Source organism: Demequina mangrovi, from assembly GCF_000759715.1.
GTDB classification, from domain to species: Bacteria; Actinomycetota; Actinomycetes; order Actinomycetales; family Demequinaceae; genus Demequina; species Demequina mangrovi.
The window spans coordinates 114,942-136,576 of the sequence record NZ_BBLU01000008.1 but is presented as its reverse complement, the minus strand read 5'-3'; the positions used below and the strand labels follow the sequence as shown (position 1 = coordinate 136,576).

Below are 21,635 nucleotides of genomic sequence, written 5' to 3'. Positions count from 1 at the left end.
CGGCCCAGCCTGGCACATAGGATGGATCGCATGCCTGACACCCCCACCAAGCGCGTCCTGCTCGCCGCGCCGCGAGGCTACTGCGCGGGCGTCGACCGCGCCGTCATCGCGGTCGAGAAGGCCCTGGAGCTCCACGGAGCGCCCGTGTACGTGCGCAAGGAGATCGTCCACAACAAGTACGTGGTGGAGACGCTGTCCGAGCGCGGGGCCGTCTTCGTCGACGAGACCGACCAGGTGCCCGAGGGGGCGCGCGTGGTGTTCTCCGCGCACGGCGTCTCGCCCGCGGTGCGCGAGGCCGCGGAGGCGCGCAACCTCCTCACCATCGACGCGACGTGCCCGCTGGTGACCAAGGTGCACAAGGAGGCGATCCGCTTCGCGCGCGACGAGCGCACCATCCTGCTCATCGGCCACACCGGCCACGAGGAGGTCGAGGGGACCGCCGGCGAGGCGCCCGAGCACACCATCGTGGTGAACTCGCCGGACGATGTCGCGGGGCTCGAGGTCCCCGACCCCGAGAACGTGGTGTGGCTGTCGCAGACCACGCTGTCCGTCGACGAGACGATGGAGACCGTCCGCCGTCTGCGGGAGCGCTTCCCCTCGCTCGAGGACCCGCCGAGCGACGACATCTGCTACGCCACGCAGAACCGCCAGGTGGCGGTGAAGAAGCTCGCGCCGGACTGCGACCTGGTGATCGTGGTGGGCTCCGCCAACTCGTCGAACTCGGTGAGGCTCGTCGAGGTCGCGCTCCAGGCCGGCGCGAGGTCCTCGTACCGCGTCGACCGGGCGACCGAGCTGCGCGACGAGTGGTTCGAGGGCGTCACGACCGTGGGCGTCACCTCCGGCGCCTCGGTGCCCGAGATCCTCGTGCGCGACGTGCTGGGCGACCTCGCGGGCCGCGGGTACGAGACCGTCGAGGAGGTCCGCACCGCGACCGAGGACCTCATGTTCTCGCTGCCGCGCGAGATCCGCGCGGACCTCAAGGCCAAGGAGGCCGAGCGGGCGATGCGCGCCTGACGGCGCGCCCGCTCGGGTGGGATCAGCCGCGCCCGAGCGCCTCGGCCTCCGCCTCGACCGGTACGTCCGCCGCCGTGATCTCCCGGATCTCGGTGTCGATGGGGCCGGCGGCGAACTCGGAGTCGAGCTGCTGCAGCGTGCCCATCCGCCGCGCGGACGGCAGCACGCGGCGCTCGAAGGCGCCGATGGTGTCGTTGTAGGCCTTGCTCGCGGAGTCGATCTGCTTGCCGAGCCTCGCGAGATGCCCGCCCATCGTGGTGAGGCGCTCGTACAGCTCGCGGCCGGTGCTCAGCACCTGCTGCGCGTTCTCGGCGAGCGCGGTCTCGCGCCACGCATGCGCGATGGTGCGCAGCAGGGCGACGAGGATGGTCGGGGTCGCGATCACGACGCCGTGGTCCCACGCCCACTCCTGCAGGCGCGGGTCGCGCTCGAGCGCGAGCTGGAGGAAGGATTCCGCGGGCATGAAGAGCACCACGAACTCGAGGCGCGAGTCGACCTGGCTCGTGTAGGCCTTGCCCTTGAGCTCGAGCACGCGCTTGCGCACGGCGTCGACGTGGCGGTCGAGCGTCTCGTCCCGGTCGACGTCCTGGTCCTCGAGGTCGAGGATCGCGTCGAACGGGGTCTTGGCGTCGACGACGACGGTGCGGCCGCCCGCGAGGTGGACGAGCATGTCGGGCCGCAGCCGCCTGCCTTCCTCGTCGGTGTCCGTGGCCTGCTCCACGAAGTCGACGTGGTGGACCAGCCCGGCGACCTCGACCACGCGCCGCAGGTGCAGCTCGCCCCATCGTCCCCGGACCTCGGGGCGGCGCAGCGCGGCCTTGAGCCCGGCGGTCTCGCGCCCGACCTTCTCCGAGGCGTCCATGAGGGCGCGGACCTGAGCCGTGAGGCGCGCCTCGGACTCGGTGCGGGCCTTGTCCGCGTCTGTGGTCGACCGGCGCACCTCGTCGAGCGCGCGCGCCATGGGATCGACCAGGCGGCGCATCGTCTCCTCCCGCCGCTGCGCCTCGGCGTGCTGCGTGGTGCGCTCGGCGGCCAGGCGCCGCTCCTGCGTCTCGGCGAGGGTGCGCGCGGCATCGGCCGTGAACGCGCGGAACTGGTCGCGCAGCAGCTCCTGCTCGGCCGCGATCCGCTCCTGCTGGCGGGCGAGCTCCGCGGCGGCCTGGGCCTCTCTCTCGCCTGCGGCCGAGAGGCGGGCGCGGGCGTCGGCGAGCTCGGCGCGGATGCCGGCGCCCCTGGCGACCATGAGCGCGGCGCCCAGCGCGGCGCCGAGGAGCAGGGACACGAGTGCGATGACTGTCTCGACCATGCCCACAGCGTCCCAGAGGCCACTGACAGCGGAGGTCCGCGCCGACGGATGAGACGCCGGTGTCCGAATCGTCACGAAAACCGGCGTGATGCACCTCACATCAGTCTCGCATCGTGAGATGCGCGGTTACTGTTTGGTCACAAAAGGACACGAAAACAGGCAGAGAAACAATCCGGTAACCGGAGAGTGTTTAGCCTTGCTGGGTTGCACGTCATCAGCGTGCATCCGAGTCGTCGCCCGACACCCCGGGACGGCGCCTATCCAAGTCCGCCGCCCGGCGGGCGCATGTAGGAGGAATAGTGAAGTTCAGCAAGTCTGTGATCGGCGGTGTGACCCTCGCCTCGGCGTCGGCGCTCGTGCTGGTCGGCTGCTCGTCCAGCGACACCGACACCGAGGCGTCGTCGTCGGCTGAGACCCCCACCGGTGACATGATCATCACGACCAACGGCTCCGAGCCGCAGAACCCGCTGATCCCGGTCGCGACCAACGAGACCGGTGGCGGCAAGATCATCGACTCGATCTTCGCGGGTCTGTACTACTACGACGCCACCGGCGCGCCGCAGCTCGAGGTTGCCGAGTCGGTCACCACCGAGGACAACCAGACCTTCACGGTCACCCTCAAGGACGGTTGGACCTTCTCGGACGGCACCCCCGTCCAGGCGCACAACTTCGTCGACGCGTGGAACTGGGGCGCCGACCCGGCCAACGCCGCGACCGCGCTCAACAGCTACTTCCTCGAGGTCATCGAGGGCTTCGACGGCTACAACGCCGAGGAGGGCGCCTCCAACCCGGAGATGTCGGGCCTCAAGGTCGTCGACGACCTGACGTTCACCATCACGCTGAACGCGCCGAACGCCGACTTCCCCACCTCGCTGGGCTACTCGGCCTTCTACCCGCTCCCGGACTCGTTCTTCGAGGACCCGGAGGCCTTCGGCAAGGCTCCCGTCGGCAACGGCCTCTACACGCTCGCGGACGCCGCCGACTGGCAGCACGACGTGCAGATCGACCTCGCCGTCAACGAGTCGTACGCCGGTGAGCGCGAGGTCGCCAACGACGGCCTCTCGATCGTCTTCTACGCGACCCAGGACGCGGCCTACGCCGACCTGCTCGCGGGCAACGTCGACGTGATCGACGGCATCCCCTCCTCGGCGATGGCCACCTACGAGGACGACCTGGGCGAGCGCGCGATCAACCAGCCCGCCGCCATCTTCCAGTCCTTCACCATCCCGGAGCGCCTCGAGCACTTCTCCGGCGAGGAGGGCAAGCTCCGCCGCCAGGCCATCTCGATGGCCTTCGACCGCGAGCAGATCACCGACGTGGTCTTCCAGGGCACGCGCACGCCTGCCTCGGACTTCACCTCGCCGGTCATCGCCGGCTGGTCGGACTCGCTCGCGGGCGCCGAGGTCCTCGACTTCGACGTCGAGAAGGCGCAGGAGCTGTGGGCCGAGGCCGACGCGATCAGCCCCTGGACCGGCACCTTCGAGCTGGCCTACAACGCCGACGGCGGCCACGACGTGTGGGTCGACGCGGTCATGAACCAGGTCGGTCAGAACCTCGGCATCGACGCGGTGGGCCTGCCCTACGCGACGTTCGCGGAGCTCCGCACCGACGTGACCAACCGCACCATCGAGGCGGCCTCGCGCTCGGGCTGGCAGGCGGACTACCCGTCGCTCGAGAACTTCCTCGGCCCGATCTACTACACCGGTGCCGGCTCGAACGACGGTGACTACTCGTCCGAGGCGTTCGACACGCTGATCGACGAGGGCAAGTCGGCCGCGACCCCCGAGGAGCGGACGGCCAAGTTCCAGGAGGCCCAGGAGGTCCTGTTCCAGGACCTGCCGGCCATCCCGCTGTGGTACTCGAACGTCACCGGCGGCTACGCCGAGGGCGTCGAGAACGTGGTCATCGACTGGCACTCCGTGCCGATCTTCAACGAGATCACCAAGTAAGTCAGGACCGACGGCCCGCTCCGCTTCGCGCGGGGCGGGCCGTCGCCTGTCCGCCTCCCGCCGAGCGTCCTCTGGCCCCTCCGCTCCGCTGCGCCGCACGATAGTCTGCGCAGGAGCGTCGAGGCGCGCCGCCTCGGCCCGGTAGAATCGGCACTCTCATGCTCAACACATCTCACAGCCGCGAGGTGCGCCCATGCTGATGTACGTGGTGCGCCGCCTCCTGCAGGCGATCCCCGTGTTCCTGGGGACGACCTTCCTCATCTACTTCATGGTCTTCTCCATGCCGGGCGACCCCGTGCTCGCGCTCTTCGGAGACAAGACGCCCAACCCGGCGGTGCTCGAGGCGGTCCGCGCCCAGTACAACCTGGACCAGCCGTTCATCGTGCAGTACCTGCTGTACCTCAAGGACCTCCTCACCGGGAACCTCGGTACGACGTTCTCGGGCCAGGAGGTCACGGAGGTGCTCAAGCGCGCCTTCCCGGTGACGCTCAAGCTCGTCACGATGGCCGTCGTCATCGAGTTCGTGCTCGCCGTGGTCATCGGCCTCGTCTCGGGTCTGCGCAAGGGCGGCATCATCGACAACGCCAACCTGGTGATCGCGCTGGTGCTGAGCTCGGTGCCGCCGTTCGTGGCGCTGTTCCTCGCGCAGTACTTCATCGGCATCAAGCTCGGCTGGGCCCCGGTGACCGTCGGAGCGAACGCCACGTGGGGGGCCATGCTGCTGCCCGCCACCGTGATCGCGCTCACCATCTACGTCACCGGTATGAGACTCATGCGCGGCTCGGTCATCGAGGCGCAGTCGGCGGACTACGTCCGCACCGCGTCCGCCAAGGGCCTCACGCGCCGCCGCATCATCCCGGTGCACGTCGCGCGCAACTCGCTCATCCCCGTCATCACCAACACCGCCGCGAGCTTCGGCGCGCTGATCGCGGGCACGACGGTGACCGAGGGAATCTTCAACATCCCCGGCGTCGGCAAGGTCCTCTTCGACGCGATCATCCGCGGCGAGACGGCGACCGTCGTGTCGTTCGTCACGATCCTCACGATCCTCTACATCATCGTGAACATCCTCGTGGACCTGCTGTACGCCGTGCTCGACCCAAGGATCCGTTATGTCTGACCGCACTGTCGAGCACTACGTCGCACCGATCGACGAGAACGCGGCCGTCGAGGTCGACAAGGTCAAGCTGTCCGAGCGTCGCTCGAACCTCTGGTCCGACGCGTGGCGCGACCTCCGCCGTCGCCCGCTGTTCTACATCGCGGCGGCCATGGTCGTCCTGGTCACCGTCGCCGCGCTGTTCCCGTCGTGGTTCACGGACGTCGACCCGACGTACTCGGATCTCAGCAAGTCGAACGCCGGCCCGGAGGCCGGCCACCCGCTCGGCTTCACTTTCCAGGGCGCCGACGTCTACTCGCGCATCATCTACGGCGCGGGCACCTCGCTCTCCGTCGGCGTGCTGGTGATGCTCATCACCGGCGCGATCGGCATCCCCATGGGCGCGCTCGCCGGCTTCTACGGCGGCAAGGTCGACTCGATCCTGTCCCGCGTCGGCGACATCTTCTTCTCCATCCCCTACTTCCTCGCGGCCGTGGTCGTGATGTCGGTGATGCCGTCGAAGAACGTCCTCACCATCTCGCTCGCGATCGGTGGATTCGCGTGGGCCTCGCTCGCGCGCATCCTGCGCGCCGAGGTGCTCCAGGTGAAGAACCTCGAGTACGTGATGGCGTCGGAGGCCGTCGGGCGCGGCAAGTTCAGCACCCTGATGCGCCACGTGCTGCCCAACGCGCTCACGCCCGTGATCGTCTACCTGACCATCGCGCTTGGCGCGGCCATCACCGCGGAGGCGACCCTGTCCTTCCTCGGCGTCGGCCTCGGCAACGTCATGTCCTGGGGTAACGACATCGCCGATGCGCAGAGCTCCATCCGAGTCGCGCCGATGTCGCTGTTCTGGCCGTCGCTCGCGCTGACGCTCACGGTTCTCGCGTTCATCGTCCTCGGTGAGCTGCTCCGTGACGCGCTGGACCCGAAGGCGAGGGCTCGCCGATGACCGAGGAGAACACCGTGCAGACCCTTTCCACCGGCGCCGCGCCGGCGGACCCGACCACGCCGCTCGTGGAGGTCGACGACCTCCAGGTGACGTTCACCACCGCGAACGGCGACGTCCACGCGGTCCGTGGCGTGTCCTTCGACATCTACCCGGGCGAGACCGTCGCGATCGTCGGCGAGTCCGGCTCGGGCAAGTCGACCAGCGCCACCGCGCTCATCAAGCTGCTGGCCGGCAACGGCCGCATCTCGGGCGGCTCGATCAAGGTCGAGGGCAAGGACATCACCGGCTACAACGAGCAGCAGATGGCCGCCGTCCGCGGCGGGATCATCGGCTACGTGCCGCAGGACCCGATGTCCAACCTCAACCCGGTGTGGAACATCGGCTTCCAGGTCCGCGAGGCGATCCGTGCCAACGGCGTCGCCAAGGGCAAGAAGGACATCGAGGCCAAGGCCATCGAGGTCCTGCACCAGGCGGGCCTCGCGGACGCCGAGCGTCGCCTCAAGCAGTTCCCGCACCAGTTCTCGGGCGGCATGCGCCAGCGCGTGCTCATCGGCATCGGCCTGGGCGCGGACCCGAAGCTGCTCATCGCGGACGAGCCCACCTCGGCGCTCGACGTGACCGTCCAGAAGGTCATCCTCGACCACCTGGAGTCGCTCACCCGCGAGAAGAACACCGCGATGCTCTTCATCACCCACGACCTGGGCCTCGCCGCCGAGCGTGCGTCCAAGGTCATCGTGATGAGCCAGGGCAAGATCGTCGAGGCCGGCCCGAGCCTCGAGCTGCTGCAGAACCCGCAGCACCCGTACACCAAGCAGCTCATCGCGGCTGCGCCGTCGCTGGCCTCGCGTCGCATCCACTCGACCGTGGGCGAGCACCTGACGGACGGCGTCGAGGGTCCGGACATGCTGACCCTGGCCGAGCGCCACGAGGACTCCGAGGCGGCCGTCGAGGCCGCTCCGGTCGTCGTCAAGGTCGAGGACCTGCGCAAGACGTACATGATCCGTCGCGGCAGCTTCAAGTCCGACCCGCTGCACGCGGTCGACGGGATCTCGTTCGACATCCACAAGGGCACCACCCTCGCCCTCGTGGGCGAGTCGGGCTCCGGCAAGTCCACCGCGGCGCGCCTGGTGCTCGGCCTCGAGAAGCCCACGGACGGTCAGATCACCGTCGGCGGTGTCGGCATGGCCGATGCGTCCTCGAAGCAGCTCTTCGACCTGCGTCGTCGCATGCAGGTGGTGTTCCAGGACCCGTACGCCTCGCTCGACCCGCAGCGCTCGATCGGCGCGATCATCGCGGAGCCGCTCAAGGTGCACAAGGTCGGCAACCGCAAGAGCCGTGACGCCCGCGTGGCCGAGCTGCTCGACCAGGTCGCGCTGCCCTCGGCCATGGCGGACCGCTACCCGAACGAGCTCTCCGGCGGCCAGCGCCAGCGCATCGCGATCGCGCGTGCGCTCGCGCTCAAGCCCGAGGTCGTCGTGCTCGACGAGGCGGTCTCCGCCCTCGACGTGCTGGTCCAGGCCCAGGTGCTGCAGCTCCTCGCGGACCTGCAGGCCGAGCTCGATCTCACGTACCTCTTCATCACGCACGACCTCGCGGTCGTGCGCGTGGTCGCCGATGCGGTGGCCGTGATGGAGAAGGGCAAGATCGTCGAGACCGGCGCGACCGACGAGATCTTCGAGAACGCGCAGCAGGAGTACACGCAGCGCCTCCTGGACGCGATCCCCGGCGCGGGCATCGAGTTCGGGGCGTAAGCCTCCACGCCACGAGGGCCCCGGATCTCCCGCATGGGAGGCCCGGGGCCCTCGTGCATCCGGGCGCGCGTCTCGCCTCGCGCGCCGCTCCCGTCAGCCAGTCTCGGCACCGCTCATACCAGGCTCTCGACGCCTGAATGGGGCACCGGCGGTCGCTTTCGGCGTCGCCGTGCGCGCCTTGGGGCACTGGTGGTCGGTCGGGGCAGGTCAGACCTGGCGCCGGCGCCGCGGCTCGAAGGCCGGCAGCGCATCCGGTGCGGGGATGATGAGCCCCGAGGTCGCATCGTCCTCATCGCGCGCGGGAGCCTCGCCCACCACCTCGGTCGCGGGCCGGATCTTGTCCAGGTCCTTCTGCTCGCGCAGATGCGCGGCGCCCTGGTTGAACAGCTCCTCGAAGCTCACCCGGCCAGCCTACGGCGGGACGAAGCGGCTGTCACCGGCCCGCGCATCGTCCCGGCAGGCACCGGGACCGTCCGCCGGTAGACTGGTCGCCCGTGGCACTCACTATCGGAATCGTCGGTCTCCCCAACGTCGGCAAGTCGACGCTCTTCAACGCCCTCACCCGCGCCGAGGTTCTCGCCGCGAACTACCCGTTCGCGACGATCGAGCCCAACGTCGGCGTCGTCCCGTTGCCGGACGAGCGTCTCGGCAAGCTCGCCGAGGTCTTCGGCTCGGAGCGCGAGGTCCCCGCGACGGTGTCGTTCGTCGACATCGCGGGCATCGTCAAGGGCGCGTCCGAGGGCGAGGGCCTGGGCAACGCGTTCCTCGCGAACATCCGCGAGGCGGACGCGATCTGCCAGGTGACGCGTGCGTTCGAGGACCCCGACGTCATCCACGTCGACGGCAAGGTCGACGCCGCCTCCGACATCGAGACCATCACCACCGAGCTGATCCTCGCGGATCTCCAGACGGTCGAGAAGGTCATCCCGCGCCTGGAGAAGGAGGTGCGCGCCAAGAAGGCGCCCGCCTCGTACCTCACCGCGGTGCAGGAGGCGAAGGAGATCCTCGAGGCCGGCCAGACGCTGAGCTCGGGCGCGCCGGTCGCGGGCCTCGACCTCGCGGAGATCCGCGATCTCAACCTGCTCACGACCAAGCCGTTCATCTACGTCTTCAACCTCGACGACGACGGCCTCGCCGACGAGGACCTCCGCGCGAACCTCGAGGCGTCCGTGGCGCCCGCGAAGGCGATCTTCCTCGACGCGAAGTTCGAGTCCGAGCTGGTCGACCTCTCCGAGGAGGAGGCCCGCGAGATGCTCGAGGCCAACGGCCAGGAGGAGTCCGGCCTGGACCAGCTCGCGCGCATCGGCTTCGACACGCTCGGCCTGCAGACCTACCTCACCGCCGGGCCCAAGGAGGCCCGCGCGTGGACCATCCACAAGGGCTGGACGGCGCCTCAGGCGGCCGGTGTGATCCACACCGACTTCGAGCGCGGCTTCATCAAGGCCGAGGTGGTCCACTTCCACGACCTCATCGACGCCGGGACGATGGCCGAGGCCAAGTCGCGCGGCAAGGTCCGCATGGAGGGCAAGGACTACGTCATGCAGGACGGCGACGTCGTCGAGTTCAGGTTCAACTTGTAGAAGTCACTCTCGAGTCGCCGCCATGCGGTGAATGCCGAGCGCTTCTGTCAGTTCCGCCTTCGTGCGAGACTGCCCGTCCAGCGGTTGCGCTAGCCTTGCCACTCCATCGTCGCCAGGGGAGGCAAGATGCGGAATCTCGACGGTGCTCATATGCGCCTGGCGCGCCCGACGCGCGACATGGATGCAGCAGTTCGATTCTGGGTGGACGGCTTGGGCATGACGCTCCAGGGGCGCAAGCTCGAGGACGGCGCGCCGTATGCGGAGCTGGCCTTCGTGGGATGGCCCGAAGCGGCCTGGCATCTTGAGATTGTCAAGGATGCGGTGGTCTCGCCGAACCCCACGGAAGAGGATCTCCTGGTGCTTTACCTGGCCGGCCCCATCGACGAAGCTCTCATCGGTCGGATCAAAGCCGCCGGCGGTGCTGCTGTCGAGGCGCGCAACCCGTACTGGAACGAACACGGCGTCACGGTCGAAGATCCCGACGGGTACCGGCTCGTCCTCTCGACGCGCGACTGGTCGTGAGGCTGTCGGCTGAGACCTGCTTCAGCCTCTGAACACTGGCAGGGCGCGGCTTCGAGGCATCCAGACGTTGTTCGGCTACGGAACGTGGTCGAGTTCAGGTTCAATGTGTAGTTCCCGTTCAACCTCTGGCCGCTGATCCGAGGCAGGTGCTCGGGTCGACTCTCCGGGCAGTCGCCGAGCGCGCTGGTTTCGCGCGACACCCAGATGCAGAGTGGGGCCCTGCGATGGGCCTCTACGCGGTGGGTTGGAGCGCGCCGAAGCTTCGGCGGAGGAGTTCCACCGAGCTCTCGACGGCATCGGCCTCCGCCCACGCGGTGAGGGCGATGTCGAAGCAGGCGAGGGAGGCCTGGACGATGGTCTCGGCGCGCAGTTCCCGGTGGTTGCCTTCGAGGCGTTCGGCAACGATGGGCGTGAGCAGGCGGGCCCACAGCAGGTGCTTCTCTAGGTTCCTGGCTCGCAGCGCCGGGGTGCTGCCGAGGACCCGCATCGCCTTCCTGCCCTGTGCCTCGTTCCGGCTCGGGGTCAGGAGCAGCGCCTCGTAGGACGCGAGGAGCGCATCCCAGAGGGGTTCCTCGGAGGGACGGGACGCGAGCTGATCTCGAACGTGCTCGCCCCAGCCGGCAGGATCGCCGATCACAGTGTCTTCTTTCGCGGGGAAGTACCGGTGCACGCTCCGCGCGGAGACGCCGACGGCGGCGGCGATCTGCTCGACGGTGACGTTGTCGAACCCGTGCTCATCGAAGAGGTCCACCGCGACCTCGGAGATGCGTGCACGCACGGCGTCGCGCGCGATGGCGCGCGTCCCGACGGGGTTCACAAGATCGCTCATAGATCGATCATAGCGCGCCATAAGTGGCAGACACTGACAGATTGGGCGTATTCTGTCGTGAAGTCACACGAGAAGGGACACCCCATGGAACAGCGCATCCTCGGCCGTCAGGGCCTCGCCGTCTCCGCCATCGGCTACGGCGCGATGGGTACCGCGGTCGGCTACGGCCCGAGCGACGACACCGAGTCCATCGCCGCGATCCGCGGCGCGCACGACCTCGGCGTCACGCACTTCGACACCGCCGAGATGTACGGGTGGGGCGTCGGCGAGCAGCTGCTCGGCACTGCGCTCGCGCCCATCCGCGAGCAGGTCACCATCGCCACCAAGTTCGGCTTCACGCCCACGTATGCCCCCAACTCGCACCCTGACCACGTCCGCAACGTGATCGACAACAGCCTGCGCAACCTCGGCGTCGACCACATCGACGTGCTCTACCAGCACGTCCACGACCCGGCCGTGCCCGTCGAGGACGTCGTGGGCGTGATGAAGGAGTACGTCGACGCCGGCAAGGTGAGGTACCTCGGCCTGTCCAACACGACGCCCGACAATGTGCGGCGCGCACACGCCGTCCACCCGATCTCGGTGCTCCAGACCGAGTACTCGATCTTCGCCCGCCAGTCCGAGGCGTTCCTGCCCGTGCTCGAGGAGCTCGGCATCGGCCTCGTCGCCTACTCGCCGCTCGCGCGCGGCTTCCTCTCCGGCGCGGTCCAGCCCCGCTCCGCCTACGACGCGACCGACTTCCGCCAGCGCATCCCGTACTGGGCCCCCGAGCACTACGACGCCAACGTCGCCATCGTCGAGGCGCTCACCGCGCTCGCCGATGAGAAGGGTGCGACCCTCGCGCAGCTCGCCATCGCCTGGCTGCTCGCGCAGCGGGACTACATCGTCCCCATCCCCGGCTCGCGCAACCCGGCACGCGTCGCGCAGAACATCGCCTCCGCAAGCATCTTCCTGACCGATGCTGACCTCGCGCGCATCGCTGAGATTGCACCCAACGGAGGAGTGGTCGCGGGACGCTGATCCTGGCTCCGACGTGACGGGCGGGTACCTCGAGCGGTGCGACGTTCGAGGTGCCCGCTTCCTTCGTTCGCGAGTCGTCACAGGTTGGTCGGCTACGGAATGCGGTCGAGTTCCGGTTCAACGTGTAGTTCCGGTTCAACCTCTGGCCCCTCGAGATAGCATCCTCGCCGGTCTGGGTGGGCCTCGTTATCCTGGGCCTATGTCCGAGGTCGACGTGACGCCCGAGACGCTCGCGCTGCGCGGGCTCATCGACGCGCGTCGCGAGGAGTTCGACGCAGTACTGGCGCGCTACGGAGCGACTCGTCCGCGATTGTTCGGCTCGGTCGCGCGCGGAACGGCGCACGCGGGCAGCGATGTCGACATCCTCGTGGACATGGACCCCGCGGACGGCAACGTCTTCATGCGGGCCTCCGGTCTCCTTGAGGAGGTTCGGGCGCTGTTCGGCCGTGACGACATCGATGTGTTCCCGGAGCAGCTGCTCAGGAGGCCCATCTCGAAGTCGGCCGTCGAGGATTCGGTCGCCCTGTGACGCGAAGCGTCGAGCAGCGGATCGCGGACATCCTCGAGTCGATCGAGCGGTGCCGTCGCTACGTCGCCCTGCTCGACGCGGGAGTTGTCGACCTCGTCGACATGGTCGAGGATGCGATCGAGCGCAACCTCCAGGTCATCGGCGAGGCTGCAAACCACCTGACCCCTGACGTAGTCGACGCACACCCCGAGATCGCCTGGCCCCAGATCCGCGGCTTCCGGAACATCCTCGTCCATCGGTACTTCGGGGTCGACCTCGAAGTGATCCGGGACGTGGTGGAGCACCATCTCCCGCCGCTGGCCGAGGCGCTGCGGCAGCACGTCGAGGGCGGCCGTGCGTCAGGGGCCTGAGCGCTGTTGTGAGGTTGCTCGGCTGCGGAACGTGGTCGAGTTCAGGTTCAACGTGTAGTTCCGGTTCAACCTCTGAAGTTCTGCGGTGAGCACCTTGCCGGTCTTTCTCGGCCGTGGTCGTGCGGCTAGGTTCTCCCCGTGAGCATCGCCGCAGATCAAGCGCTGGCCGAGGATCCGACAACCTCGGACGAGGTCCTGTTCGGTCGCCTGTCGCACCGCGATTGGCATGTTCGGTGGAGCGCGGCGCAGAACCCTGGCGCTGGCGATGCCGTCAGGCTGGCCGCCCTTGCGACGGGTGACAAGCATCTGGCCTCGGCGGTCGGACAGCTTGGCGACACGTTGTCCCTCGAGGTGCGGGACGCGGTCTGCGCGCACCCTCGTCGTGAGGGGCGGGAGGGGTTGGCGCTCACCGCAAACGATCGCACCACTCTCGACCGGCTCGTGGCCGACCCGGATCCCAAGGTTCGCGCCGCAGTAGCGCAGCCTGATCATCGCCCCGCTGACCTCATGAGGCTGCTCGCGCGAGACCGCCGTGCAGAGGTGCGTGCCGCGGTGGCCGCATCGACCACGATCCCCGACGACCTCGCACTTGAGCTGTTGGCGGACCGGTCTGCGGTGGTCAGGTGGTCGCTGCTCACGATGAGGGATGGAGACCTCCGCTTCGCGCGGGCGCTCGTGGACGACCCGGATGAGATGAACCGGGCCCACGCACGTTTCATGCTCTTCCAGGCAGGCGAGCGCGCGGAGCACTAGGTACGAAGCACCATTCGGCCTGGCGTGTGGCTGACACGGGAGTGCCCGCACACGCACGTGTGCGGGCGCCGGTGTCTCAGCGGACGGCGATGTCGCTGGTGCCATGGCACGCACCGGTGCTCGGCTTCAGCGAGTGCGCCGGCCTGCGCGCTGGCGGGACATGAGTGCCGGATCTGAGCCGGATCCGGCACTCATGTCCCGCTGGGGTGCGCGGGGTGCGCGGGGGCGCACGAGGCAGGCGACGGGACAGTGCGAACTGAAGTCCCAAGAAGGGCACCAGGCGTGTGACCCACGTCACCGGCGTGGCGTACCTCACATTTGATACGCAGAATGGCTATATTTCATGGGTTGTTGACAGACCTTGACGTCCCGGATCGAGGTCCCGCGCCGCTGAGGGAGTGTGCGCGGGCTCCTGCCCGGGCGAACAAGGCACGAGCTGAGGAACTCCTGTGAACCGAGCCATCAGGCTTTCGCGCGCCCGCGCGCCCCGGCGCCGCCTTCCGGCGGCCGCCGTCGTCACCGCGCTGACGGTCGTCACCGTCGTGCCCGCGGTGCTCACCGCACCCGCCGCCGGGGCCGCCGTCGCCACCGACGGCGACGCCCGCTTCCCGTCGGTCCAGTGGATCACCTGGGGCGCGTCCGGCGAGGACCTGGTCCCCGACGGATCCGGGCGCATCTCCACGACCGAGACCATCGAGATCGGCGACGAGGAGATCGTGGTGTCCTGCACCATCGACGACCTCGTCCGCACGCGCGGTTCGGACTCCGTGTCCGGCTCCGGCGGCAGGCTGATCGAGGCCTACGCCAGCGGCACGTGGCGCGGCGACGGCCTCGACGAGCTCTACCACTCGGGTGGCACCGGCACCTCCAACACGCTGGTCGCCGGCCTCGCGGCCATCCACAACGCGAACACCGTGAACTTCGACTTCGCGTGCGACGCCGCGCTCGTGACCGCTGCAGGCACGACGCCGATCGAGCTCGCGGGCCTGGTGCTCGCCAGCGCCGAGTCCTCGGTCTCCGCCAGCGGCTTCACCGAGAACGTCGGAGCGACCATCTCGAGCGCGGGCACGTGGCGCATCCTCGACCGCACCCGCGGCGTCGACTGCACCAACGACACCTACGCGCAGCTCACCAGCGCGGGCGGCAACCAGACGCTCTCGCTGCGCGGCGCGGCCGACACCACGTGCGAGTCGTCCACCGCCGGCATGGCGCCCAACCCCATGGCGGTCGCGTTCATGGACGGCGTCTCCGCCGCGACGGACGTCACCCTCGAGGGCCGCGGCAAGGAGGCCATCGCGCTCGGCGTAGTCATCGACGTCGACTTCGGCGACGCGCCCTCGACATACGGCGCCGCGGCCGCGCTGAGCCAGGCCTCCTTCACCGGCGGCGAGCCCGAGCCGTACACCAGCGGCACTGGACAGGGCATCTTCACCATGACCCTCGCCGAGCAGCTCGCGCCGACGCTCCGCCTCGGCGCGACCGTCGACTTCGACGGCGTCGCGCAGCCCAGCGCGGACGCAGCAGCGGACGATGCGAAGGGCTCCGACGACGAGGACGGCGTGACGCTCGCCGCCGGGTACGACGTCGAGCCCGACGGCACCTTCACCGTCACCGACGTCGCGTGCCACGCGACCGCGGCCGACGAGGGCCACGTCGCCGGCTGGATCGACCTCGACGGCGACGGCGCGTTCGACGCCTCCGAGCGCTCGACCGTGGTCGAGTGCCCCGCGGGCGGCGGCATGGTCGACCTCACCTTCACCGCCCCGGCGACCGCGCCGGGCCTCGCCACCCAAGAGACCTTCGCCCGCTTCCGCATCGCGCCGACCGTCGCGGAGCTGACGCCGGAGGGCTTCTCCTCCGCTGGCGAGGTCGAGGACTACGCGATCACCATGGAGTGGCCGGCCACGCCGGGCATGTCCCTGACGAAGAGCCACACCGGGGGAGAGGTGGCCGTCGGCGACACCCTCACCTTCGATCTCGCCTTCGCCAACACGGGCAACGTGCCCCTCAACGACGTGGTGGTCTCGGACCCGACCGCGGTCACGGCGGGCTGCTCGTGGGCGAGCGTCGCCGCGCACTCCACCGTGCACTGCACCGCGTCGCACGTGGTCACCTCGGCCGATGCGGCGCGTGGCTACGTGCTCAACACCGCGACCGCGGAGGCGGACGACGAGGACTCGTCGCCGCTCACCCCCGTGACCAGCACCGTGACCGTCCACGCGCCGGCCTCGGCGGCCGATGATGCGGACGTGACCTCCGTCGACATCGCCCTCACGCGCGGCGCGGCCGAGGGCGTCCTGATCAACGACATCGGAGGCGACCTCGAGGTCACCGGGCACCTCCCGGTCTCGGGCGGCGGCGCGCTCGCCATCGCGGCCGACGGCGGCTACGCCTACACCCCGGCGCCCGGCTTCTCGGGCATCGTGTCGGCTGACTACTCGATCCAGGACGCGGACGGCGCCACGGACACCGCGACGCTCACCATCACGGTGACGCCCACGGCGGACGCGGACTCCGGCACCACCCCCGTGGACACCCCGCTGCGCTGGAGCGCCGCGGACCTCCTCGACGGCGACCGCGGCTCGAGCCTCGGCGTCACGTCCGTGACCGATCCGACGCGCGGCACCGTCGCGCTCTCCAGCGGGGACGTGGTCTACGCGCCCGCCGCGGGCTACTCCGGTCCCGATGCGTTCACCTACACCGTCACCGACTCCGCGGGTCAGACCGCGACCGCGACGGTGAGCGTCGACGTCACCCCGGTGGCGGTCGCGGACAGCGACGCGACCGAGGCGGGCACGCCGATCACGCGCGCCGCGGCCGAGGGCGTCCTCGCGGACGATGCGGGCACCGGCCTCACCGTCTCCGGCTCCGTCGCGCTGCCGCCCGCCCAGGGCACGCTCGCGATCGCGACCGACGGCGGCTACACCTACACGCCCGCGGCCGGTTTCTCCGGCACGGCGAGCACCACGTACACCGCCGTCGACGCCTCGGGCCAGACCGCGACGTCGACGCTCACGGTCACGGTCACGCCGGTCGCCGGACCCGATGCGGGCACCACCGTCGCCGGCACGCCGCTCGTCCTGACGCAGGCGCAGCTGATCGACGACGACGAGGGCTCCGCTCTCGAGGTCGTGACGGCCACGCACGGCACGCACGGAACCGTCGTCGTCGACTCCGCCGGCGCGGCGACCTATACGCCGGACGCGGGCTTCTCGGGGACCGACTCCTTCACCTACACGGTCGAGGACGCCGCGGGCCAGCGCGTCGCCGCGACCGTCACGGTGACCGTCACGCCGTCCGCGGTGGACGATGTCGCGGGCACCCCGGCCTCGACCCCGCTGTCGCGCGGCGCCGGCGGCGGCGTGCTCGCCAACGACGAGGGCACGGCGCTCACCGTCGTCGGCAGCACCCCGATCCCCGCGGACGAGGGCACGCTCACCCTGCACGCCGACGGCTCGTACGACTACGTCCCGCCGGCCGCCTTCTCCGGCACCGTGGTCACCACCTACACGGTCGAGGACGGCGCAGGCCAGCGCACGAGCGCGACCCTCACCATCGCGGTCGACGTCGCGGCGGTGGACGATGCCGATGCCACCACCGCGGGCACGGCGCTGACCCGGTCGGCGCTGGGCGGCGTGCTCCGCAACGACCTCGGCACCGCGCTCACGGTCGTCGATCACGAGGCGCTCGCCGCCGAGGCGGGCACGCTCGCCATCGCGAGCGACGGCTCGTACACGTTCGCGCCGGCAGCCGGCTTCTCCGGCATCGTCGCCGCCGACTACACGATCGAGGACGCCGAGGGGCGTCGCGCCACCGCGACGCTCACCATCGACGTCACGCCCGTCGCGGCCGACGATGCGGACCGCACCTCCGCCGGTACCGCCGTCTCGCGCGGCGCCGACGCGGGCGTCCTGCTCAACGACTCCGGCACCGACCTCGACGTCGTCGCGCACGACGGCCTCGCGGTCGGCGTCGGAGAGCTCTCCATCGCCGCGGACGGCGCGTACACCTTCGTCCCGGCCGCCGGCTTCAGCGGCACGGCGAGCGCGCAGTACACGGTCGAGGACGCGGCGGGTCAGCGCACCACCGCCGTGCTCACCGTCGTGGTGACGCCTGTCGCGGCCGACGATGAGGCCGCGACCGAGTCCGGGGTGCCCGTCACCTTCACCGTCGGCGACCTCACGGGTGACGACGAGGGCACCGCGCTCAGGATCGTCGCCGTCACGGACGGCGCGCACGGCACCGTGACCATCGGCGCCGACGGCTCCGTGACGTACACACCCGACGACGGCTTCTTCGGCGAGGACTCCTTCACCTACACGGTCGAGGACCACGAGGGCGGGACCACCACCGCGACCGTCGTCGTCGTGGTGGCCGCGCCCGCCGTGGCCGGGGTCGACGGCTCCGCGGACGAGGCGGACGCGGCAGACGCCGCGACCGAGGGCGACCCCGTGGACGACGTCGACGAGGAGCCGCTCCTCTCCGCGACCGGCGCCGACGTCGCATCCGCGCTCGCGTGGATGGCGCTCCTGCTCGGCGCCGGCGCGACGGCGCTGCTCGCCGCGCGTCGCCGCACCGCGGCCTGACCCCCCGGGTGGGCCGGCCCCGCGGCCGGCCCACCCGACAGGCCCGACGGACCCGGGAGGCCTACGCTCGAGGCATGAGCGACACCCTCCCACCGTGCCCCGAGTGCGCGAGCGAGTACGCGTACGAGGACGGCGCGCTGCTCGTGTGCCCGATGTGCGGGCACGAATGGTCCCCCGCGGCGGTGGACGATGCGCCATCGGACGCCCCGCGCGTGATCAAGGACGCGGTGGGCAACGTCCTCGCCGACGGCGACACCGTGACCGTGATCAAGGACCTCAAGGTCAAGGGCTCGTCGCAGTCCATCAAGGTGGGCACCAAGGTGCGCGGCATCCGCCTCGTCGACGGCGTGGGGGACCATGACATCGACTGCACGGTGCCCGGATTCGGGTCGATGCAGCTGAAGTCCTCCGTGGTGAAGAAGGCCTGAGCGCCCGGCACGGGCCGATGGCCCTCGTGGACCGTGCCCGCGCGCGGTTACGGTGGTCCCGTGAACGAGAGATCGCTCAGCTTCGGCAAGGCCGCGTCGGACTACGCGAAGGGCCGCCCGGGCTACCCGCTCCAGATGGTCGACTGGCTCCTCGAGGGCGTCACCGGACGCGTGCTCGACCTGGGCGCCGGCACCGGGAAGCTCACCGAGGCGATCCACCGCTGCCGGCACGCCGAGGTCGTCGCGGTGGATCCCGACCCGGTGATGCTCGCGACGCTCGAGGCGCACGTGCCTCGCGTGCCGACCATGCGCGGCACGGCGGAGGAGATCCCCCTCGAGGACGGCAGCGTCGACGCCGTCGTCATGGGGCAGGCGTGGCACTGGGTCGACCCGGAGGCTGCCGCGACGGAGATCGCCCGCGTGCTCGCGCCCGGCGGCGTGCTCGGCCTCGTATGGAACATCCGCAACGAGCGCAGCGACTGGGTGACCGCGCTCACCCGCGTGATCGGGCACTCGTCGGCGGAGACGATGCTCGCGGCGGGACCGCCTCGCGTCCCCGCGCCCTTCGGCCCCCTCGAGATCGAGGAGCTCACCTGGAAGCGGCCGATCACCGCGGACGGGCTCCGCGCGCTCGTGCACTCGCGCAGCAACTACATCACCGCCCCCGAGGCCTTCCGCGTCGACCTCGACGTCGCGCTCGAGCACCTCATCGCGCGCACCCCCGAGCTGGCCGGCGGCGGCGAGTTCCCCATGCCGTACGTCACCCACGGGTACCGGACCCGCGTGGCCCCGGCCGCATGAGCGAGCGGAGGCTCATCTCCTCCGGCGGTCCCTGGGAGGAGCAGGTCGCGTACTCGCGCGCAGTGGTCCAGGGCGACTGGTGCTTCGTGTCCGGGACCACCAGCACCGCGAGCCCCGAGCCTGCCGCGCAGGCCGATGCGGCGCTCGGCATCATCGCGGCCGCGCTCGACGAAGGCGGCTTCACGATGGCCGACGTGGTGCGCGTGCGCTACCTCCTGCCCGACGCCTCGGACTTCGAGGAGTGCTGGCCGGTGCTGCGCCGCTGGTTCGGCGACGTGCGTCCTGCGGCCACGATGCAGCAGTGCGGCCTCATCGATCCGGCCATGCGGATCGAGATCGAGGCGACGGCCTACCGGGGATGAGGCGCGCGTCGCGCTAGCCTCGTCATCCCACGGCATCCGGAGGAGTCACCATGATCGACGTCGTCGAGGCGAGCATCGCGCAGCTGCGCGATGCTCTCGAGTCGGGAGCGACCACCAGCGTCGAGCTGGTCGAGGCGTACCGCGCCCGCATCGGCGCCTACGACCGTCCCGGCACCGCGACCGCCCTCAACGCGCTCGTGGTCGACAACCCCGACGCGCGCGCGGAGGCGCAGGCCGCCGACGCACGCCGCGCCAGGGGAGAGTCCCTCGGCCCGCTCGACGGCATCCCCTACACAGCCAAGGACTCGTACCTGGTGCGCGGGCTCACCTGCGCCGCCGGCAGCCCCGCCTTCGAGCATCTCGTCGCGCAGCGCGACGCCTTCACCATCGCGCGGCTGCGCGACGCGGGCGCCATCTGCCTCGGCCTCACCAACATGCCGCCGATGGCCAACGGGGGTATGCAGCGCGGCGTGTACGGCCGCGCTGAGAGCCCCTACAACGCCGACTTCCTCACCGCGCCGTTCGGCTCGGGCTCGTCCAACGGCTCCGGCACGGCGACCGCGGCCTCGTTCGCGGCCTTCGGCCTCGGCGAGGAGACGTGGTCGAGCGGCCGTGGCCCGGCCTCGAACAACGCGCTGTGCGCGTACACGCCCAGCCGCGGCGTGATCTCGGTGCGCGGCAACTGGCCGCTCGTCCCGACCATGGACGTGGTGGTCCCGCAGACGCGCACCATGGCGGATCTGCTCGAGGTGCTCGACGTCATCGTCGCCGAGGACGTCGAGACCCGCGGCGACCTGTGGCGCACCCAGCCGTGGATCGACCTGCCGAGCGTCGACGCGCATCGTCCCGACTCGTACGTCGCGCTCGCGGAGGGCGCCGGCCGCGCGCTGCACGGAGCGCGCATCGGCGTGCCGCGCCTCTACCTCGGCACGGATCCCGACGCGGGGACCCGTCCCGACGGCGGCATCGGCGGCCCGACCGGCACGCGCATCGTGCCCCGGCCGAGCGGGCTCGAGCTGTGGGAGGCCGCGCGTCGCGACCTCGAGGCGGCCGGTGCGACCGTGGTCGAGGTCGACCTGCCGATGATCGAGAACTACGAGGGCGACCGCCCCGGCGCGCCCACCATCGCGACCCGCGGCCTGGTGTCGCCGGAGTACCTCAAGCGCGAGATCGTCGACCTGTCCACGTGGGCATGGGACGACTTCCTGCGTGCCAACGGCGACCCGGGGCTGCCGGACCTCACGCATGTCGACGGCGCCCGGATCTTCCCGCAGCCCCCCGGAGCGCTGCCCGATCGCTACACGGGCTTCGACGACGACATCGCCGACTACCCCGACGTCGCTCGCGCGGGCCTGCCGGAGCGCTTCGAGGACATCCCCGAGATCGAGAGCGGTCTGCGCGGCCTCGAGGAGACCCGCCGCCTCGACCTCGAGGAGTGGATGGACTCCCTCGCGCTCGACGCGATCGTCTTCCCCGCGGTCGCGGACGTGGGCCCCGCGGACATGGACGTGAACCCCGACAGCGCCGACGCGGGCTGGCGCAACGGCGTGTGGGTCGCGAACGGCAACCTCGCCATCCGGCACCTGGGGGTGCCGACGGTCACCGTCCCCATGGGGACGATGCGCGACATCGGGATGCCCCTGGGCCTCACGTTCGCGGGCCGCGGCTGGGACGACGTGCGCCTGCTGCGCATGGCCGCCGGCTTCGAGGCCACGGGCGACCGGCGCGACGAGCCCTCGCGCACCCCGCGGCTCTAGCCTCGGGGTGCCCGACGGACGCGCGACGCCGGCTCCCCCCTCCCGGGGCC

General features: G+C 70.5%; 19 protein-coding genes. 16 read left to right on the top strand and 3 right to left on the bottom strand.

The window, feature by feature from the left end; translation table 11 throughout:
* The first annotated feature begins 30 nt into the window (after nt 1–30).
* Nucleotides 31–1,014: a 4-hydroxy-3-methylbut-2-enyl diphosphate reductase gene (locus tag TR42_RS09170; protein WP_236623412.1), complete on the top strand. Its 984-nt coding sequence runs from the start codon at nt 31–33 to the stop codon at nt 1,012–1,014.
* Between the two features lie 22 nt (nt 1,015–1,036).
* Here the strand turns inward: TR42_RS09170 and TR42_RS09165 are convergent, their stop codons facing one another.
* Nucleotides 1,037–2,320 carry a DNA recombination protein RmuC gene (locus TR42_RS09165; RefSeq protein WP_042215130.1) on the bottom strand — a complete coding sequence of 428 codons (1,284 nt, stop codon included), beginning with the start codon at nt 2,318–2,320 and terminating at the stop codon, nt 1,037–1,039.
* A gap of 299 nt (nt 2,321–2,619) precedes the next feature.
* Between TR42_RS09165 and TR42_RS09160 the strand changes: the two genes are divergently transcribed.
* The 4 genes from TR42_RS09160 to TR42_RS09145 all read left to right on the top strand — a co-directional run bounded on the left by TR42_RS09160 (nt 2,620) and on the right by TR42_RS09145 (nt 8,068).
* Nucleotides 2,620–4,269 (top strand): peptide ABC transporter substrate-binding protein, encoded by a 1,650-nt coding sequence (locus tag TR42_RS09160; RefSeq protein ID WP_042215128.1) that lies wholly within the window; start codon nt 2,620–2,622, stop codon nt 4,267–4,269.
* A gap of 193 nt (nt 4,270–4,462) precedes the next feature.
* Nucleotides 4,463–5,389: an ABC transporter permease gene (locus TR42_RS09155; RefSeq protein ID WP_042215126.1), complete on the top strand. Its 927-nt coding sequence runs from the start codon at nt 4,463–4,465 to the stop codon at nt 5,387–5,389.
* Nucleotides 5,382–6,317, top strand: a complete 936-nt coding sequence (locus tag TR42_RS09150; protein WP_042215124.1) for an ABC transporter permease — start codon at nt 5,382–5,384, stop codon at nt 6,315–6,317. Before TR42_RS09155 ends, TR42_RS09150 begins: the two co-directional genes overlap by 8 nt.
* Entirely contained in the window at nt 6,314–8,068 is a 1,755-nt protein-coding gene (locus TR42_RS09145) for a dipeptide ABC transporter ATP-binding protein (RefSeq protein ID WP_042215122.1), read from the top strand. The genes TR42_RS09150 and TR42_RS09145 overlap by 4 nt, the downstream gene beginning before the upstream one ends.
* A gap of 207 nt (nt 8,069–8,275) precedes the next feature.
* On the opposite strand, the gene TR42_RS09140 is transcribed toward TR42_RS09145, so the two are convergent.
* Nucleotides 8,276–8,470: a hypothetical protein gene (locus tag TR42_RS09140; RefSeq protein WP_042215120.1), complete on the bottom strand. Its 195-nt coding sequence runs from the start codon at nt 8,468–8,470 to the stop codon at nt 8,276–8,278.
* A gap of 92 nt (nt 8,471–8,562) precedes the next feature.
* Here TR42_RS09140 and ychF point away from each other — a divergent pair, with 92 nt between their 5' ends.
* Nucleotides 8,563–9,648 carry a redox-regulated ATPase YchF gene (gene ychF, locus TR42_RS09135; RefSeq protein ID WP_042215119.1) on the top strand — a complete coding sequence of 362 codons (1,086 nt, stop codon included), beginning with the start codon at nt 8,563–8,565 and terminating at the stop codon, nt 9,646–9,648.
* Between the two features lie 126 nt (nt 9,649–9,774).
* Nucleotides 9,775–10,170 carry a VOC family protein gene (locus TR42_RS09130; protein ID WP_042215118.1) on the top strand — a complete coding sequence of 132 codons (396 nt, stop codon included), beginning with the start codon at nt 9,775–9,777 and terminating at the stop codon, nt 10,168–10,170.
* A 232-nt stretch (nt 10,171–10,402) separates the two neighbouring features.
* Here the strand turns inward: TR42_RS09130 and TR42_RS09125 are convergent, their stop codons facing one another.
* Nucleotides 10,403–10,999 carry a TetR family transcriptional regulator gene (locus TR42_RS09125; RefSeq protein WP_042215116.1) on the bottom strand — a complete coding sequence of 199 codons (597 nt, stop codon included), beginning with the start codon at nt 10,997–10,999 and terminating at the stop codon, nt 10,403–10,405.
* An 84-nt stretch (nt 11,000–11,083) separates the two neighbouring features.
* Here TR42_RS09125 and TR42_RS09120 point away from each other — a divergent pair, with 84 nt between their 5' ends.
* The 9 genes from TR42_RS09120 to TR42_RS09080 all read left to right on the top strand — a co-directional run bounded on the left by TR42_RS09120 (nt 11,084) and on the right by TR42_RS09080 (nt 21,585).
* Nucleotides 11,084–12,019 (top strand): aldo/keto reductase, encoded by a 936-nt coding sequence (locus TR42_RS09120; RefSeq protein WP_042215114.1) that lies wholly within the window; start codon nt 11,084–11,086, stop codon nt 12,017–12,019.
* A gap of 199 nt (nt 12,020–12,218) precedes the next feature.
* Complete coding sequence (locus TR42_RS09115; protein ID WP_042215111.1) at nt 12,219–12,548, top strand: nucleotidyltransferase family protein; 330 nt, start codon at nt 12,219–12,221, stop codon at nt 12,546–12,548.
* Nucleotides 12,545–12,898, top strand: a complete 354-nt coding sequence (locus tag TR42_RS09110) for a HepT-like ribonuclease domain-containing protein (RefSeq protein ID WP_042215109.1) — start codon at nt 12,545–12,547, stop codon at nt 12,896–12,898. The genes TR42_RS09115 and TR42_RS09110 overlap by 4 nt, the downstream gene beginning before the upstream one ends.
* A 138-nt stretch (nt 12,899–13,036) precedes the next feature.
* The gene (locus TR42_RS14325) at nt 13,037–13,651 is read left to right on the top strand and encodes a hypothetical protein (RefSeq protein WP_052405886.1); all 615 of its coding nucleotides are present in this window, start codon (nt 13,037–13,039) and stop codon (nt 13,649–13,651) included.
* Between the two features lie 449 nt (nt 13,652–14,100).
* Nucleotides 14,101–18,237, top strand: coding sequence for a CshA/CshB family fibrillar adhesin-related protein (locus TR42_RS09100; RefSeq protein ID WP_042215107.1), 4,137 nt, complete (start codon nt 14,101–14,103; stop codon nt 18,235–18,237).
* 74 nt (nt 18,238–18,311) lie between these two features.
* The gene (locus TR42_RS09095; RefSeq protein WP_042215106.1) at nt 18,312–18,665 is read left to right on the top strand and encodes a zinc ribbon domain-containing protein YjdM; all 354 of its coding nucleotides are present in this window, start codon (nt 18,312–18,314) and stop codon (nt 18,663–18,665) included.
* A 60-nt stretch (nt 18,666–18,725) separates the two neighbouring features.
* Nucleotides 18,726–19,466: a class I SAM-dependent methyltransferase gene (locus TR42_RS09090; RefSeq protein WP_042215104.1), complete on the top strand. Its 741-nt coding sequence runs from the start codon at nt 18,726–18,728 to the stop codon at nt 19,464–19,466.
* Complete coding sequence (locus TR42_RS09085; protein ID WP_042215102.1) at nt 19,463–19,828, top strand: RidA family protein; 366 nt, start codon at nt 19,463–19,465, stop codon at nt 19,826–19,828. The genes TR42_RS09090 and TR42_RS09085 overlap by 4 nt, the downstream gene beginning before the upstream one ends.
* 50 nt (nt 19,829–19,878) lie before the next feature.
* Nucleotides 19,879–21,585 carry an amidase gene (locus tag TR42_RS09080; RefSeq protein WP_042215100.1) on the top strand — a complete coding sequence of 569 codons (1,707 nt, stop codon included), beginning with the start codon at nt 19,879–19,881 and terminating at the stop codon, nt 21,583–21,585.
* Nucleotides 21,586–21,635: the final 50 nt, after the last annotated feature.